The 15,718-nt window shown below is 30.8% G+C and carries 16 protein-coding genes; 14 read left to right on the forward strand and 2 right to left on the reverse strand.

The annotated features are described in order from the left end of the window. Positions 1 to 67: 67 nt before the first annotated feature. From pgp6 to ribD, 11 genes are all read left to right on the forward strand, one after another. The gene (gene pgp6, locus EL235_RS01155; protein ID WP_126340629.1) at positions 68 to 1,447 is read left to right on the forward strand and encodes a peptidoglycan metallopeptidase Pgp6; all 1,380 of its coding nucleotides are present in this window, start codon (positions 68 to 70) and stop codon (positions 1,445 to 1,447) included. Between the two features lie 2 nt (positions 1,448 to 1,449). Further along, positions 1,450 to 2,334: a UDP-3-O-acyl-N-acetylglucosamine deacetylase gene (gene lpxC, locus EL235_RS01160; protein ID WP_126340630.1), complete on the forward strand. Its 885-nt coding sequence runs from the start codon at positions 1,450 to 1,452 to the stop codon at positions 2,332 to 2,334. A 41-nt stretch (positions 2,335 to 2,375) separates the two neighbouring features. Then, positions 2,376 to 2,780, forward strand: a complete 405-nt coding sequence (locus tag EL235_RS01165; protein ID WP_039627331.1) for a glycoprotease — start codon at positions 2,376 to 2,378, stop codon at positions 2,778 to 2,780. An 8-nt stretch (positions 2,781 to 2,788) separates the two neighbouring features. Then, positions 2,789 to 3,667, forward strand: coding sequence for a homoserine kinase (gene thrB / locus EL235_RS01170; protein ID WP_039625252.1), 879 nt, complete (start codon positions 2,789 to 2,791; stop codon positions 3,665 to 3,667). A 24-nt stretch (positions 3,668 to 3,691) separates the two neighbouring features. Next, the gene (locus EL235_RS01175; protein WP_080750144.1) at positions 3,692 to 3,958 is read left to right on the forward strand and encodes a DUF448 domain-containing protein; all 267 of its coding nucleotides are present in this window, start codon (positions 3,692 to 3,694) and stop codon (positions 3,956 to 3,958) included. Then, positions 3,939 to 6,572 carry a translation initiation factor IF-2 gene (gene infB / locus EL235_RS01180; RefSeq protein ID WP_039625254.1) on the forward strand — a complete coding sequence of 878 codons (2,634 nt, stop codon included), beginning with the start codon at positions 3,939 to 3,941 and terminating at the stop codon, positions 6,570 to 6,572. Before EL235_RS01175 ends, infB begins: the two co-directional genes overlap by 20 nt. Then, positions 6,569 to 6,931, forward strand: coding sequence for a 30S ribosome-binding factor RbfA (rbfA, locus tag EL235_RS01185; RefSeq protein WP_039625256.1), 363 nt, complete (start codon positions 6,569 to 6,571; stop codon positions 6,929 to 6,931). Before infB ends, rbfA begins: the two co-directional genes overlap by 4 nt. Continuing rightward, positions 6,921 to 7,343, forward strand: a complete 423-nt coding sequence (gene rimP, locus EL235_RS01190; RefSeq protein WP_039625257.1) for a ribosome maturation factor RimP — start codon at positions 6,921 to 6,923, stop codon at positions 7,341 to 7,343. Before rbfA ends, rimP begins: the two co-directional genes overlap by 11 nt. Positions 7,344 to 7,459: 116 nt before the next feature. Next, positions 7,460 to 9,142 carry an McrB family protein gene (locus tag EL235_RS01195; protein ID WP_080750145.1) on the forward strand — a complete coding sequence of 561 codons (1,683 nt, stop codon included), beginning with the start codon at positions 7,460 to 7,462 and terminating at the stop codon, positions 9,140 to 9,142. Beyond that, positions 9,135 to 10,544 carry an McrBC 5-methylcytosine restriction system, component McrC gene (locus EL235_RS01200; protein ID WP_039625259.1) on the forward strand — a complete coding sequence of 470 codons (1,410 nt, stop codon included), beginning with the start codon at positions 9,135 to 9,137 and terminating at the stop codon, positions 10,542 to 10,544. The genes EL235_RS01195 and EL235_RS01200 overlap by 8 nt, the downstream gene beginning before the upstream one ends. A gap of 8 nt (positions 10,545 to 10,552) precedes the next feature. Further along, positions 10,553 to 11,545 carry a bifunctional diaminohydroxyphosphoribosylaminopyrimidine deaminase/5-amino-6-(5-phosphoribosylamino)uracil reductase RibD gene (ribD, locus tag EL235_RS01205; RefSeq protein ID WP_039625261.1) on the forward strand — a complete coding sequence of 331 codons (993 nt, stop codon included), beginning with the start codon at positions 10,553 to 10,555 and terminating at the stop codon, positions 11,543 to 11,545. Here ribD and sppA read toward each other — a convergent pair. Together sppA and mqnF are read right to left on the reverse strand one after the other, a co-directional pair. Beyond that, positions 11,542 to 12,435: a signal peptide peptidase SppA gene (sppA, locus tag EL235_RS01210; protein ID WP_039625262.1), complete on the reverse strand. Its 894-nt coding sequence runs from the start codon at positions 12,433 to 12,435 to the stop codon at positions 11,542 to 11,544. The genes ribD and sppA overlap by 4 nt on opposite strands. After that, positions 12,423 to 13,646 carry an aminofutalosine deaminase family hydrolase gene (gene mqnF / locus EL235_RS01215; RefSeq protein ID WP_039625264.1) on the reverse strand — a complete coding sequence of 408 codons (1,224 nt, stop codon included), beginning with the start codon at positions 13,644 to 13,646 and terminating at the stop codon, positions 12,423 to 12,425. Before mqnF ends, sppA begins: the two co-directional genes overlap by 13 nt. 88 nt (positions 13,647 to 13,734) lie before the next feature. On the opposite strand from mqnF, the gene aroQ reads away from it, so the two are divergent. From aroQ to folK, 3 genes are read left to right on the forward strand one after another with little or no spacing between them, the layout of a single operon-like run. Beyond that, a complete protein-coding gene (gene aroQ / locus EL235_RS01220) occupies positions 13,735 to 14,217 on the forward strand; it encodes a type II 3-dehydroquinate dehydratase (RefSeq protein WP_039625266.1) in 483 nt (160 codons plus the stop codon). Then, positions 14,214 to 15,239, forward strand: a complete 1,026-nt coding sequence (locus tag EL235_RS01225; RefSeq protein WP_126340632.1) for a M24 family metallopeptidase — start codon at positions 14,214 to 14,216, stop codon at positions 15,237 to 15,239. Before aroQ ends, EL235_RS01225 begins: the two co-directional genes overlap by 4 nt. 1 nt (position 15,240) lies before the next feature. Continuing rightward, the gene (gene folK, locus EL235_RS01230) at positions 15,241 to 15,714 is read left to right on the forward strand and encodes a 2-amino-4-hydroxy-6-hydroxymethyldihydropteridine diphosphokinase (protein WP_126340633.1); all 474 of its coding nucleotides are present in this window, start codon (positions 15,241 to 15,243) and stop codon (positions 15,712 to 15,714) included. Positions 15,715 to 15,718 lie beyond the last annotated feature (4 nt).

Below are 15,718 nucleotides of genomic sequence, written 5' to 3' on the forward strand. Positions count from 1 at the left end.
TTTATAATTTACTCTTAATTTGCTAAAGAATAATATATTTTTAAAAAAATAGATTGAAAGTGAAAATATGGTTTTTGCACGTAAAAGATCAAATAAAAAATGGATTTTTGTAGTTTTTTTAATACTTTTAGCCTTTGTGGTGTTTGTTTTAAATACAAAATTATTTGAAAAAAATCCCCCGTTAATCCAAATAAAATCAGATGTAATTTATAGTAATTTAACTGATCCTATATCCATAGAAGTAAACGATGAAAGTACTTTAAAAGATATAAAAGTTACTTTATTTAAGGCAAATGAATTAAATGGTGAAACACTTGTTAATGAGCATGTTAAAGGCAATAAAAAAAGTATTCATTTTGATTTAAAATTACCAAAACCAGCTTATAAAGAAAAAGTCGATTCATATAAACTTGCAATAGAAGCAAGCGATGGTAGTTTTTGGAATTTCTTTTTAGGAAATAAAGCACTTAAAGAAGTAAAAGTTATTATTGACACCAAAAAACCATTTGTGGAAATTTTAGATAATTCTTATCAAATCGAACAAGGTGGAGTAGGTAGTGTGGTGTTTAAAGCAAGTGATGAGAATTTACAAGAAGTTTATATCACAACCGATAAAGATAAAATTTTTAAAGCAACTCCTTATGTGAAAGAAGAATATTATGCTGCTTTGATTCCTTGGGAGGCAACTGATGAGCACTTTAGAGCTTATGTAGTGGCAGTAGATAAAGCAGGTAATGTAAACAAACAAAGGATTAGATATTATTTTACTAATAAAAAATACCGTGTATCAAATATAAAAGTAAGTGATAGATTTTTAGATGGTAAGATTGAATTTTTAGCACAAAAATATGCCCCAAAAGATAGAGAATTAAGCAGACTTGAAAAATTTAAATTCGTGAATGAAGATTTAAGAGCTTCTAATGAAGTTATCATTCATGATATTACAAGCAAAGTTCCTGATACTATGATTAATAATTTTAAAGTTAATCTTTTCAAGCCTTTAAAAAATGGCCAAAAAGTAGCTGATTATGCTGATCATAGATTTTATTCTTATAATAATCAAGCATTTAGTAGTTCTTATCATATGGGGCTTGATTTAGCAAGCATAAAAGAAGCACCTATTGTTAGTAATAATGATGGTGAAGTGGTATTTGTACAAGAAAATGGAATTTATGGATTAAATATTATTATTTATCACGGTTTTGGGATTTATACTCTTTATGGACACTGCACTAATGTAGATGTAAATGTAGGAGATAGAGTTAGAGCAGGTGATGTTGTAGGAACTACAGGCACTACAGGTTTAGCGCTCGGAGATCATGTGCATTTTGGTGTTTTAGTTCAAGGGGTTGAAGTACGTCCTGAGCAATGGCAAGATGCAAAATGGATAAAAGAAAATATCTATAATGTATTAGAATCAAGCAAAAAAAGAATTTTGAGTGAATAAAGATGAATCAAACAACAATAGCAAAAGAAGTTAAAGGTGTTGGTATAGGTTTACACAAGGGTGAGCCTATTAGTATAAAATTAGAGCCATTAGAAGCTGGCAGTGGTATAGTGTTTTATAGAAGTGATTTGGGAATTTCTTATGAGGCAAAGCCTGAAAATGTTATCGATACACAAATGGCCACTGTAATAGGCGATCATAGGGGTTATGTTTCTACTATAGAACATTTAATGAGTGCGATTAATGCTTATGGTATTGACAATGTACGTATAGTTTTAGATGCTAATGAAGCCCCTGTAATGGATGGTAGTAGTATAGGTTTTTGTATGATGCTTGAGGAAGCAGGTATAAAAGAGCTTGACGTGGCTAAAAAAATTTTAGTGATTAAAAAAAGTGTAGAAGTAAAAGAGGGCAATAAATTTGTACGTTTAAGTCCTACGGATATGCCTATTATAAACTATACAATTGAATTTGATAATCCTATTATAGGTAAGCAAAATTATTGTTTTGAATTTAGCAAACAAAACTACATAGAGCAAATAGCAAGAGCAAGAACCTTTGGGTTTTTAAAGGATGTTCAAGCTTTAAGAGCTATGAATTTAGGTCTTGGTGGAAGCTTAGAAAATGCTGTTGTAATTGATGATAATCGTATTTTAAACCCTGAAGGTTTGCGTTTTAAAGATGAATTTGTGCGTCATAAAATTTTAGATGCTATTGGGGATTTAACCTTACTTGGATGTAGGGTTTTTGGAGATTATACTTCTTATGCGGGTTCGCACAAGCTTAATCATCTTTTAACCAAAGAACTTTTAAAAGATCCTAGTTCTTATGAAGTGGTAAGTTTAGAAAAAAATACATATAAAATATATGAAAAGGTTTTTGCATAAAAAAGGTTACTTTGCTTTTAAATGCCATAGCAAAACCTTTGATGTTTGGTATTTATGAAAATGATGTATTAATAAAAACCATTGAGAATGATTTAAAAGTTAGTGAAGTTTTGCCAAAAATATTGCAAGATTTACTTTCACAATATGAGTTTGAAAAGCTTATTTATGTGCATGGTCCAGGCTCTTACATGGGCATAAAGATTTCTTATGTTTCTTTTAAAACACTAGCTATAGTTAAAAACATTCCTTTAAAAGCTATTAGTGCTTTTGAGCTAAATAATAACGCTCCTATAGCCGCTAATAAGCATTTGTGTTTTGTAAAAAAAGATGATGAAATTATTTTAGAAAAGACACAAGCGGGAAGTTTTTTTATGCCCCAAAGTCTAAAAGGTTTAAATTTCAGCAAAGAAAATACACCTTTTTATGTTTTAGATGCGATTAATTAAGGTAAAAAATGAAGATTTTAGTTCCTGCTACAAGTGCAAATTTAGGTCCTGGTTTTGATTGTTTGGGTTTGAGTTTAAAATATTTTAATCAAACTATAGTTGAAAAATCTAAATTTTTTAGCATTAGCATACACGGAGAAGGTGAAAATAATATCTATCTTAAAAAAAACAATACCTTTGTTAATATTTTTTATGAAATTTATCAAAGACTTAGCGGTAAAAAAGACAATTTCCGTTTTGTTTTTCAAAATAATATCCCTTTAGCTAGAGGCATGGGAAGTTCTTCTGCTGTAATAGTTGGGGCTATTGCTTGTGCTTATGAATTAAGTGGGTTTAAAGCGGATAAAAATATTATTTTAAATGAAGCTTTAAAATATGAAAACCATCCAGATAACATAGCTCCAGCAGCACTTGGCGGTTTTGTATGCGCATTAACTCATAATGAAAAAGTTCTAGCTATAAAAAAAGAAGTGGATAAAGACTTACAAGCTGTTATAACCATACCAAATGTGGCGATGAATACTCAAAAATCAAGAGCAGTTTTAGCTAAAAAAATCAACCTAGAAGATAGTGTTTTTAATCTTTGTCATGCTTCATTTTTAACCGCTTGTTTTTTAGAGAAAAAATATGATTTATTAAAATATGCAAGTTTGGATAAACTTCATCAAAACCAAAGAATGAAGCTTTTGCCTGGGCTTTTTGAGGTGCAAAAACTAGCTTTAGATAATAATGCTCTCATGAGCACACTTTCAGGCTCAGGCTCAAGTTTTTTCACTCTAGCTTATAAAGATGATGCTAAAAAAATCAAAGAAAAAATCAAAAATAAATTTGCTAAATTTAGAGTTGAACTTTTAGAATTTGATGATGAGGGCTTTAAAATTTGCTAAAAATTCCAAAAAAAAGATATAATTTTGAAAAATCATATACCCATTAGAATGTGCATTGTTTGCAAAGGCCGTTATGAAAAGCAAGGTTTGCATCAATTCCAAATAAAAAATTCTCAAATTATCACTAAAGTGGAATTTGGCAGGAGTTTATATATTTGTAATTCATGTTTTGATAAAGATGAAAAAACATTGCAAAGGGCTTTTATGAGAGCTTGCAAAGGCAATTTTCATGGTAATATAAATCAGCAGGATTTAAAGGAGATATTTTTTAATGGCAGATGTAAAGATTAGCGAGATCGCTCAAGAGTTAGGATATACAAGTAAAGAAATTATAGAAAAAGCCAATGAAATGGGCTTAGAAGATATCAAATCCCCTAACAAAAAAGTATCTTCTGAAATCGCAGAAGCGATTTATCAATATGTTCAATCAGGTGAAATATTAGATGTAGTAAAAAAAGTGGCCAAACCTAAAAAAGAAAGTACAGCAAAAAAAACTACTAAAAAAGAAGAAAATAAAAAAGAAGAGAAAAAAACTACTACTAAAAAAGAAAGTAAAAGCCCTGCTAAAGCAGCAAGTGAAAAAAAAGATGAAATAAAAAAAGAAGAAAAACAACCTGAAAATCCTATAAAAAATGAAGTATTAGAAGAAAAAAAAGAAGAAATTAAACTCGATGAAAAGCTAGGTTCTAATTTAAATTTAGCCAAAAGAAGAGGCTTGGTCATCGTTAAAAAGAAAAAAGAAGAAAGCAAAGAAACTCAAATAAATAAAGAAGAAAAAGCTAGTACACAAACTACTCAAGGTCTAAGCCTTAGTATGATTTTTTCAAATTCAGATGAGAATTTAAAAAGAAAGAAAAAAGAAAAGAAAAATCATCCTGTAGCAAGCAAAAAAGAAAGCACTACTAAAATGGATCTTTTAGGAGATAAAGACTTTGCTGATATTTCTTTAGAAGATGATGATATGGTAGTTTTACCTGATTTTAGTGTAAAAGAAAACAAACCAGCACAACCAGCAAATAAAAAACAACCAAATATCTTAAAGCAATCTCTAAATAATTCTATCAATCCATTTGGCGAGGGTGGTATACAAAGAAGAAGTCGTAAAAAGCCACCTAAAAAGGTAGAAAAAAAAGAAAGTGAAGCGATCACAAGTGTAAGCATACCTAAAGAAATTCGTGTGTATGAATTTGCTGAAAAACTTGGTAAAAACACTGGAGAAGTTATCTCTAAGCTTTTTATGCTTGGTATGATGACGACTAAAAATGACTTTTTGGATGAAGATGCTATAGAAATTCTTGCAGCTGAATTTGGCGTGGAGATTAATATCATCGATGAGGCTGATGAATTTGATTATGTAAAAGATTATGATGAAAATCAAACAGAAGAAAATTTAAGCCAAAGAGCTCCGGTTATCACGATCATGGGGCATGTGGATCATGGTAAGACTTCTTTGCTTGATTATATAAGAAAATCACGCATTGCAAGTGGCGAAGCAGGCGGGATCACTCAGCATGTGGGCGCTTATATGGTGGAAAAAAATGGTAGAAAAATCACTTTTATCGATACTCCAGGCCATGAGGCATTTACTGCTATGCGTGCAAGGGGAGCTAGTATAACGGATATTGTTATTATCGTAGTAGCTGCAGATGATGGGGTAAAACCGCAAACTAAAGAAGCGATCAATCATGCAAAAGCAGCTAATGTGCCTATCATCATCGCTATTAATAAAATGGATAAAGAAAACGCAAATCCTGACATGGTAAAAACCCAGCTAGCAGAAATGGATATCATGCCAGTAGAATGGGGTGGAAGTCATGAGTTTGTGCCAGTTTCAGCTAAAAAGGGTGATGGTATAGAGGATTTACTTGAAATTGTATTATTACAAGCTGATATTTTAGAGCTTAAAGCAAATCCAAAAGCCCATGCTAAAGCAAGTATTATAGAATCTTCAGTGCAAAAAGGTAGAGGTCCTGTGGCTACTATCATTGTGCAAAATGGTACTTTAAGAGTGGGAAATACAGTTGTAGCAGGGGAAGCTTATGGTAAAGTGCGTGCTATGAGTGATGATCAGGGCAAAGCTTTAAAAGAAATAGGCCCAGGTGAGTGTGGGGTAATCATAGGTCTTAGTGAAGTAGCTGATGCAGGAGAAACGCTAATAGCTGTAGATAGTGATAAGCAAGCAAGAGAATATGCTAATAAGCGCCATGAATACAACCGCCAAAAAGAACTAAGCAAATCCACTAAAGTAAGTATAGATGAGCTTGGTGCAAAAATCAAAGAAGGTAATTTAAAAGCCCTTCCTGTGATCTTAAAAGCAGATGTACAAGGTTCACTTGAAGCGATTAAGGCTAGTTTAGAAAAACTTAAAAACGATGAGATTAAGGTTAATATCATCCATAGTGGGGTAGGTGGGATTACTCAAAGTGATATAGAGCTTGCAAGTGCTAGTGAAAACTCTATCGTTTTAGGCTTTAATATACGCCCAACTGGTGAGATCAAAGAACGCGCTAAAGATAAAGGCGTAGAGATAAAAACTTATAATGTTATTTATAACTTGCTTGATGATGTAAAAGCCTTGCTAGGTGGTATGATGAGTCCTATCATCTCTGAAGAACAACTTGGTCAAGCTGAAATTCGCCAAGTGATCAATGTACCAAAACTAGGCCAAATCGCAGGTTGTATGGTAACAGAAGGCACGATCAATCGTGGTGCGAAAATCAGGCTCATTAGAGATGGGGTTGTGGTATTTGAAGGTAATGTAAGCTCACTCAAACGTTTTAAAGATGATGTAAGAGAAGTTGCAAAAGGCTATGAGTGTGGTGTAGGCATAGAAGGTTGTAATGATATGAGAGTGGGTGATTATATAGAAAGTTACAAAGAAGTTGAGGAACAAGTAAGCCTATGAACCCAGCTGAAATCAAAAAGCTACGCACAGAAAGCATTTTAAAAGAACTTATACCAGAAGCTTTAGCAAATTTAGACAACGAAGCTTTAAAAAATTTGTGCGTAGTGGATGTAGAGTGTAAAAAAGGCAGATATGATGCTTTTGTGTATTTAGATAAAATGTTTTTTAATATCCAAGAGCAAGAAATCATACTCAATCAGCTTAAAAAAGCTGCCCGTGCTTTGCAAAATTACTGCATGAGTGAGCAAGGGTGGTATAGATGTCCGAATTTTCACTTTAAGTTTGATGATAGATTAGAGTATCAAAACCACATGGATGCTTTATTTGAAAAAATCAAAAAGGAACAAAATGAATCTTGAAGCACTTTGTAAAGAAGCAGGGCTTAGCTTTTATGATGATGAGCTAACAAGTGAAAATGGTAGAAAGATTTATAGAATTTATGTGCAAAAAGAAGGTGGGGTAAATCTTGATGATTGTGCTAGGCTTAGTGAGATTTTATCGCCTATTTTTGATGTAGAACCACCTGTGAGTGGGGAGTATTTTTTAGAAGTATCAAGCTGTGGGCTTGAGAGAAAACTTAGCAAAATCGAGCATTTTGCAAAAAGCATTAACGAACTTGTAAAAATCACAACTAGTGAAAAAGAAAAAATCGAAGCAAAAATCATCGCCGTAGATGATGAAAATATCACTTTAGAAAATTTAGAAACTCAAGAAAAAACTACTATAAATTTTAGCGACATAAGAAAAGCTAAAACTTTCATACAATGGTAAAAATTTAGAATTCTAAATTTTTACCAAATTAATATATTATAATCTATTGTATAAACTACATTTTTTCAATTGTCTATAAATAGACATGATGTTTAGTTTTTAATTAAGGAGTGATAATGACCACGGAAGAACTAGGCTTAAAATTAAAGGATATGTATGAAAATGCACCCAAAGGAAATAAAGTTACTTATATTCATTATTTTGGCATTATATTTGCAGAAGAAATTAGAAAAAATAGTTCTAGTGAAATTGTTAAATATGCAAATATATCTAAAAGCTATGTAGCTGAAATAGCAAAGGCTATTTCTTTGGCAGATGTGTTAAATCAAAATAATATAATTCAATATAATCACAATAGTTATAAAAATAAAGAAAATCAAAATCCACCTTTAAATCAAATTCTTTATGGGCCTCCAGGGACAGGAAAAACTTATCAAACGATAGATAAGGCTTTAGAGATTATATCAAAAGAAGAAAAAATACAAATTCCAAGCAAAAACGATAGGATAAATAGAAAAAAGTTATTTGATGAGTATGTAAAAAAAGGGCGAATAGTTTTTACTACTTTTCATCAAAGCTATGGATATGAAGAATTTATAGAAGGTATAAAGCCTGATATCGATAACGCAGCGGAAAATTCTCAAGAAGTAAATTATAAAATAGAAAAGGGAGTTTTTAAAGAACTTTGTCAAAAAGCTTTGGATAATTACAAAGCATCTTTATTAACACAAGAAGAATTTGTAAAGAGTGAAGATTTAGAAAATAAAATAGAAATTTTTTTAGATGAATTAGTAGATCAACAAAAATTTATAGAAAAAACTCAAAGTGGTGGATTTAAATTAGAAGAATATAATGAAAAATATAGAATTATCACAGATGATACTAATGCAAATTTATATTTAAATTTAGAAATTTTTAAAACGCTTTTGGAAAATAAAGATAAGATTATAAACGGAAGAAGCATTAAGCAAATTTTAAATCATAAACATAGAAGACAAATTGATAGTTATTATTTTCAGCTAGTTAAATTATTTAAAGAACGAGAGCAAGATTATAAAGTAGATAATAATTCTAGTAAAAAGCCGGATTTAAAACCTTACATAATCATCATAGATGAAATTAATCGTGGTAATGTAAGTAAGATTTTTGGTGAACTTATAACCTTGATAGAACCTAGCAAAAGGATAGGTGAAGAAGAGGAAATAAAAGTAAAATTACCTTATAGTGGTAAAGATTTTGGAGTGCCTAAAAATGTTTATATCATAGGCACTATGAATACAGCCGATAGAAGTATCACTTCTCTTGATACGGCTTTAAGAAGGCGTTTTGAATTTGTTGAGATGATGCCTGATATTAGTAAATTAGGAAATATAGAAATTAAAAGTGAAAATACAGAAAAAAGTATCATAGATTTACAAAAGTTATTAACAGCTATCAACACTCGTATAGAATACTTACTTGATAGAGAAAAAACCATAGGTCATGCATTTTTTATAGATGTTAAAAATTTAGAAGATTTAAAACAAGTATTTCAAAATAAGATTATCCCTCTTTTACAAGAGTATTTTTATAATGATTATGCTTTAATTGATGCGGTTTTAAATTATAATGGTATGATTTTTGAAGATAAAAAAGATGACGATTATCTTCAAAAAATAAAAAATTTAGACAATGTAGATAGCGAGAGAAATATTTATAGTATTGCTCCATTTAATAATGGAATTTGGGATAAAATAGAAATATATCAAGCAATTTATGATGATAAAATAACAAATAAAACAAAAAACGAAAATGAATAACACCTTTTCTATCATCGAATACCAAGCTTTTTCTAAAGAAGATTTAAAAGAAATTTTCAAAGAAAAAGCTGAAATATTTTATAAAGAGCTAGAAGACTTCGCAAAAAACAATGAAAGTCTTCTAGGCTTTAAAAGTAAAAACGCCTTAAAAGCTAAAAATTATGTCGGCATTATACAGACTAAAAGCGGTGTTTTGGAGATCTTACCAAAATGTACAAATTTAAAAAAATATACAGCTAACAATAAGAGCAAATCAAAACTATTTTTAAAAGAAAATTTTAAAAAGACTTATACAATAGACAATAATAATGAATTATCTACAAAATTTAGTTATTTTCAAGATTGTAAAATTTTTACGAATACTAAAATCAAAGATTTTAAAAATCTTAAAATAAAAAAATTTTATAGTCTAGCAAAAACAAATTTTTGCCCCAAAAATCTTTTAATCAATATGCTAAAAACCTTAAAAAATTCTCCCTTTAAAAAGTCTCAAATTTCATCTTTACAAATTGCCAAAATGCCTTTGTTTGAAGTATTTATCACGATGTTTTTAGATGAATTTGATAGTGTGTATAAAAAAGGTTTGATGAGATCTTATGTAAGTAGCGAAGAAAACAGAACTTTTTTAAAAGGAAAATTACTTTTTAATGAGCATATAAAATCAAATTTAATACACAAAGAAAGATTTTTCACAAGTAGCGATGAGTTTGTTTTAGACATAGCTCCAAATCGCTTGATAAAATCAACGCTAAATTTTTTAAAATCCAAAACAAGCTTGAGTAAATTTAAAATCATCAAAGCTATGCAAATGCTTGATGAGGTAGAGTTTTCTAAAAATTACGAAAAAGATTTTAGTTTTAAAATTTCAAGACATTTTGATTATTATGAAAATATACTTTCTTGGTGTAAGATATTTTTACAAAATAAAACCTTTACTCTATATAAAGGCAAAAACGAAGCCTTTGCCTTGCTTTTTCCTATGGAAAAGCTTTTTGAAAACTATGTGGCTTATATGTTTAAACTTGCTAATCCTAATGAAAATATAAAAACCCAAAGTCGTGGAAAGTATCTAATTTCAAAAAATGATGAAAAATGTTTTATGTTAAAGCCTGATTTATATATAGAAAATAAAATGATCTTAGATACCAAATGGAAAATTCCAGATGATAACGAAGATGAGAAAAAACATGGTATATCGCAAAGCGATTTATACCAAATGTTTGCTTATGCAAACAAATACGAGATAAAGGAAATTTATCTTATTTATCCTCTATGTGAGAGAACTTTTGACTTAAGAGAGAAGTTAAAAACTAAAGATATTAAGTTTTTAGCACAAGGTTTTTTAAAAGCTTGCGATGAACATGTAAAGCTTAAGGTATTTTTTGCACCTTTACCTTTTTAGGAAGTAATATGAATCACGAATTTTATATGAATTTAGCCATAGATGAAGCTTGGAAATATCAGCTTTTAACCTACCCAAATCCAGCCGTAGGTTGTGTGATCTTAGATAAAAATGGCAAAATTTTAAGCATAGAAGCACACAAAGAAGCGGGCAAGGCTCATGCAGAGCTTGAAGCAGTGAGTAAAGCCTTAAAAGAGCTTAATCCAAATTTAGATTTACCCCAAAATGCAAACGATTTACATGAGTTTATTTGTCAAAATCATCAAGGTTTGCTAAAAGGCGCTAGTGCTTATGTGAGTTTAGAACCTTGCAATCATCAGGGTAAAACCCCACCTTGTGCGAAACTTTTTAGCGCGCTTGGTTTTAGTGAAGTTTTTATCGCTACTAAAGATGATCACAAGCTCGCAAGTGGTGGAGCAGAGTTTTTAAAAAATCAAGATATAAAAGTTCACATGGGAATTTGCGAGCAAAGAGCCAAAGAGCTTTTAAAGCCTTTTTTAAAATGGCAAAAATCAAGTTTTAAATTTTTTAAACTAGCTCTTTCTTTAAATGGCTCTGCTTATGGTAAAATCGTAAGTTCTAAAGCAAGTAGAACTTACGCTCATGCATTACGCTCAAAGCTTGATTTGCTTGTAGTGGGTGGAGAAACTATAAGGCATGATAGGCCTATTTTAGATGCAAGGCTAGCTCAAACTAAAGCGCCAAATTTATGCATACTAAGCCATCAAAATTTAGAAAGTTTTGATCCAAACATTCCTTTATTTAGCGTAGCTGAAAGAGAAATTTTTACAAGTATTCCTAGTGAAGCAAAGCTCATCATGTATGAGGGTGGGGAGAATTTTTTAAAAGCCTTTAAAGATGAGCTAGATATGCTTTTGATTTTTTCAAGCTCAAATTTAAATACTCTTGAAAATGTTAAGTTAGATTTAAAACTAAAGCCTTTATACAAAGGCTTTTTAGAAAATGATACTTATGGATTTTATGAGATTATTAAATCTTAGTAGATTTTTTGTGAGCTTACCTGTGTGAAAAATTGTGTCAAAGTGTTAGCAAAAAAGCTAGCACTTTGCTCTTCTAATCGTTTTAAAAACTTATCTATAGCATCTTCTTTTTGCCAGATAGGGTTTTGCACTTTGGCTAGTTTTTCTACTTCTTTTTTGGCTTGCTCGTAATTACCTATTTTATCAATGAGTTTTAATTTTAAAGCCTCGTTTGCTAAAAACACTTTTGCATCAGCCCATGAGTTTGTTTGGTTTAAGTCTAGCTTGCGATTTTTAGCTACAAATTGCGTGAAAAGCTCATAGCTTTGATTGGCTAAATTTTGTAAAAAGTCTTTTTCATCTTCACTCCATTTACGCATAAAAGTTCCTGCTTCTTTATAACTTCCTGCTTTGATAGTTTGCTCATTTATACCAAGTTTTTGTGCAAGCTCACTTACTTCAAAGCCTTGCATGATTACCCCAATAGATCCTACAAAGCTAGCAGGATTAGCGATGATCATATCAGCTCCCACTGCACTTAGGTAGCTTCCACTTGCTATAGTTCCACCTGCATAGACTACCACAGGCTTTTTAGCTTTAAGATCTTGTATAGCTAAGGCTATTTCCATACTTGGCGCAAAAGCTCCACCAGGGCTATCTATAAAAAGCAAAACCCCTTTTATAGCTTTATCATCTTTGACTTTGTAAATTTGTTCTAAAAGATTACTCGCATCGCTAATTTCGCCTTTAAGATTAATTTGAGCTAAGTTTGCATTAGAAAGCTTGGCATTATCCCCGCTTGGAGCAAGGATTAAAAACACGATAAACAAAAACACAAAGGTTTTAAAATAAGTGTTGATATAAGAGATGATTTTTCCAATTCCTTTAAAAAATGATTTTATAATCTGCATTCTTTCCCTTCTATAAAAAGTTTTAACACTTCTTTGCTTTGTAAGATAAACTGCAAAGGAAGTTGTTTTAAATTTACACTATTTGGTAAAGCAAAAAGACTAAAATCTGCTATTTTGCCTTTTTGAATTTGACCTAGGTTTAAATTTAAAGCTTTTGCGGCTTTGTTAGTCGCCATTAAAAGCAATATTTTAGCAAAATTTTCTAACTCTAAATCATCATGTATAAGTAAATTTGCTCTCATTTCATCAAGCATACTTAAAGAGGTATTTGAACTTAAACCATCAGTTCCTAGGTGGATATTAACACCATTTTTTAAAGCAGATTTTAATTTAAAAGTATTTTTACTCAAAAGTCTGTTTGAAAAAACACAATGCGTGATGGAGTGTAAATTTTTATCTAGCAAATCCCATTCTTTAAAATGCACACAATGTGTAAATAAAGTCCTTTGATCTTTAAAAAGTTCTAAAAAACTTTGTGGAGTGTAAAATGGCATAGGATTTTTGCTAAATTTAGCCAAGCTTTTTTTAAAACCACCTTTTTTAAACCTTAGCCAGTTGTTTTCATGATTGCTTTCAAGAAAATGTGTGCTTAGCAAATGATCATTTTCTCTAGCAAGTTTTATAGCAAATTTGGCAAGCTCTGGGTGAGTTGAGTAGGGTGCATGTACTGAAATAGCAGGGATAAATTTAGAAGTTTTAAAACGCATGCTTTTTTCATAGCGAGTTAAAAATTCCTCTTTTTTAGCTTGGATAAAATTTTCATTTGAACCTAAAATTTCATTAAAAAATACCACTCTAGCTTGTGAATTGATACAAGGGCTTAAATCACTCCCAAAGCTTGAAATTTCTCCTATGGTAGCAGTGCCACTTTTTAGCATTTTATGGATATTTTGTGAGATTAATTTTTCTTTGGCTTTTTCATTTAATTGCTCGCGGTTATTAAAAACACTATCAAGCCATTTTAAAAAATCTCCAAAGACTAAATTTCCATTATTTGCACTAAATTCTAAATGCGTGTGTGGATTGATAAAAGCAGGTAAAAGTAAGGTATCTTTTGGAGTTGGTATAAGCTTAGCTTGTGGGTAGGATTTTTGTAAATTTTCTAAGCTATTAATTTCTAAAATATTATCATCAAAAAGAACTGCTTTGTTTTCTAAAATATTAAAATCATCATCGCAAGTTAAGATGATTTTAGGTGCTATTATAAACATTTTACCTCCTTTAAAAAGGGAAATTGTAGCTAAAATTTAGCTTTAAAATGCTATAATATAGTAAATTTTACTAAATAAAGGTTAGATTATGAAAGTTATGGTAATACAAGGACCAAACATCAATATGCTTGGTGTGAGAGAAACTCATATTTATGGCAATATGAAAATGGAAGATATCCATGAGCAAATGAAACAAGCTGCAAAACAAGCTAATGTAGAGATCGAGTTTTTTCAAAGCAATTTTGAAGGTGAGCTAGTTGATAAAATTCAAGAATGCTTAGGTAGTGTAGATGGAGTGATTATTAATGCAGCTGCTTATGCACATACTTCTATAGCAATCCGTGATGCGATTGCAGCGATTAATATGCCTGTGATTGAAGTGCATATTAGCAATACTTATAGAAGAGAAGAATTCAGACAAAAAAGCATGATAGCACCAGTTTGCGCAGGTAGTGTGGTAGGTTTTGGTCCTTTTGGTTATCATATGGCTTTAATGGGACTTTTCCAAATTTTTGATCAAATCAATGCATATAAAGCAGCTCAAGCAAAAGCACAACAAGCAAATCAATGAATTTTATCTTAAAAAACGAAAATGCACTTTTTTATGAGTGTGGCTATTCTTGCGATAATGCTTTGTTTTTAAAACTTGAAGATGAAGCATTTTTCATCACTGATGCAAGATATAGCTTTGAAGCTAGCGAAATGATAAAAAATGCTAAGGTGGTTTTAGCACAAGATCTTTTTGCTAGTGCTAGAGAGCTTTTAGAAAAAGCAGGAGTTGGTAGGGTGTGTTTTGACCCAAAAGACTTTAGTTATTTTGAATTTAAAGAACTTAGTAAAAGTGCAAATATCGTTTTTGAAGAAAAATTAGACTTGAGTAAAAACAAACGCATTATAAAAAATGCTAAGGAATTACAACTTTTGCAAAAGGCTGTAAATTTTGGTAAAGAATGCTTTGAAGAATTTGCTAATTTTATCAGCCAAGAAGGTTATGGAAAAAGTGAAAAAGAATTACATTTTAAAGCATGTGAAATTTTTCAAAAAAAAGGTGCTTTAGGACTTTCTTTTTCACCTATTGTTGCTATTAATGAAAATGCAGCTAAGGCACACGCTTTACCTAGTGATAAATGTTTAGAATATGGAGATTTGTTATTAGTTGATGCGGGTGTGGCTTATCAAAGGTATTGTTCTGATCGTACAAGAACGGCTTGTTTTGATGAAAATGGCATAGTATTTGATAAAAATAAGCCAAATTTTAAAGATAAAGAAATTATGCAAATTTATGAAGTGGTCAAGCAAGCCCAGCTTCAAGCTATTGAAAAAGCACGCGTTGGTATGATGGCAAGGGAGCTTGATTTTATCGCAAGAGAAGTGATTAAAAATGCAGGTTTTGAAAAAGAATTTATTCATAGTTTAGGACATGGAGTGGGGCTTGATATACATGAGTTGCCAAACATTAGTCCAAGAAGTGATTATGAGTTAAAAGAGGGTATGGTATTTACTATTGAACCTGGAATTTATATCAAAGATAAACTTGGTATTAGGATAGAAGATATGGTCTATCTTGATAAAGAAAAGGCAGTGGTGTTATAATTTGCTGATTAAAGGAGCTAGAAGGTTAGAAAAAATTCGTTTTTTTCCTTTTTATTCAAAGGTAGATAAAAAAGGAAAATACATAGCTATTATAGGACTTGGAAGCAATATAGAAGATGAAAAAAAACGCTTTCGGAGTTTATTTAGGCTTTTAATGCAAGATAAACGTTTGCAAGTATTGCAAACATCGCCATTTTTGATTAATAAAGCTTTTGGCTTTGAAGAGCAAAAAGACTTTACTAATGCAGTGATGGTTGTAAGCACAAGTTTGCACGCAAGAGCACTTTTAAAAGTTTTGTTTTTTTATGAGTTTAAATTCAAAAGAAAAAGAACTTTTAAAAATGCTCCTAGAACGCTTGATTTGGATTTGTTGTATTTTTCAAAAAAAGCGCGTAAAGATGAGTATTGCACAGTGCCTCATGTGGGGGTAAATGATAGAATTAGCGTAACTTTGCCTTTGGGCTTGTTAAGATAAGGAA

This window comes from Campylobacter lari, assembly GCF_900638335.1.
Classification (GTDB): domain Bacteria; phylum Campylobacterota; class Campylobacteria; order Campylobacterales; family Campylobacteraceae; genus Campylobacter_D; species Campylobacter_D lari_E.

Excerpts from the sequence above, each read along its gene's own strand:
- pgp6 (WP_126340629.1), top strand. The coding sequence starts at position 68 with ATGGTTTTTGCACGTAAAAGATCAAATAAAAAATGGATTTTTGTAGTT.
- lpxC (WP_126340630.1), top strand. The coding sequence starts at position 1,450 with ATGAATCAAACAACAATAGCAAAAGAAGTTAAAGGTGTTGGTATAGGT.
- EL235_RS01165 (WP_039627331.1), top strand. The coding sequence starts at position 2,376 with ATGTTTGGTATTTATGAAAATGATGTATTAATAAAAACCATTGAGAAT.
- thrB (WP_039625252.1), top strand. The coding sequence starts at position 2,789 with ATGAAGATTTTAGTTCCTGCTACAAGTGCAAATTTAGGTCCTGGTTTT.
- infB (WP_039625254.1), top strand. The coding sequence starts at position 3,939 with ATGGCAGATGTAAAGATTAGCGAGATCGCTCAAGAGTTAGGATATACA.
- rbfA (WP_039625256.1), top strand. The coding sequence starts at position 6,569 with ATGAACCCAGCTGAAATCAAAAAGCTACGCACAGAAAGCATTTTAAAA.
- rimP (WP_039625257.1), top strand. The coding sequence starts at position 6,921 with ATGAATCTTGAAGCACTTTGTAAAGAAGCAGGGCTTAGCTTTTATGAT.
- EL235_RS01195 (WP_080750145.1), top strand. The coding sequence starts at position 7,460 with ATGACCACGGAAGAACTAGGCTTAAAATTAAAGGATATGTATGAAAAT.
- EL235_RS01200 (WP_039625259.1), top strand. The coding sequence starts at position 9,135 with ATGAATAACACCTTTTCTATCATCGAATACCAAGCTTTTTCTAAAGAA.
- ribD (WP_039625261.1), top strand. The coding sequence starts at position 10,553 with ATGAATCACGAATTTTATATGAATTTAGCCATAGATGAAGCTTGGAAA.
- sppA (WP_039625262.1), bottom strand. The coding sequence starts at position 12,435 with ATGCAGATTATAAAATCATTTTTTAAAGGAATTGGAAAAATCATCTCT.
- mqnF (WP_039625264.1), bottom strand. The coding sequence starts at position 13,646 with ATGTTTATAATAGCACCTAAAATCATCTTAACTTGCGATGATGATTTT.
- aroQ (WP_039625266.1), top strand. The coding sequence starts at position 13,735 with ATGAAAGTTATGGTAATACAAGGACCAAACATCAATATGCTTGGTGTG.
- EL235_RS01225 (WP_126340632.1), top strand. The coding sequence starts at position 14,214 with ATGAATTTTATCTTAAAAAACGAAAATGCACTTTTTTATGAGTGTGGC.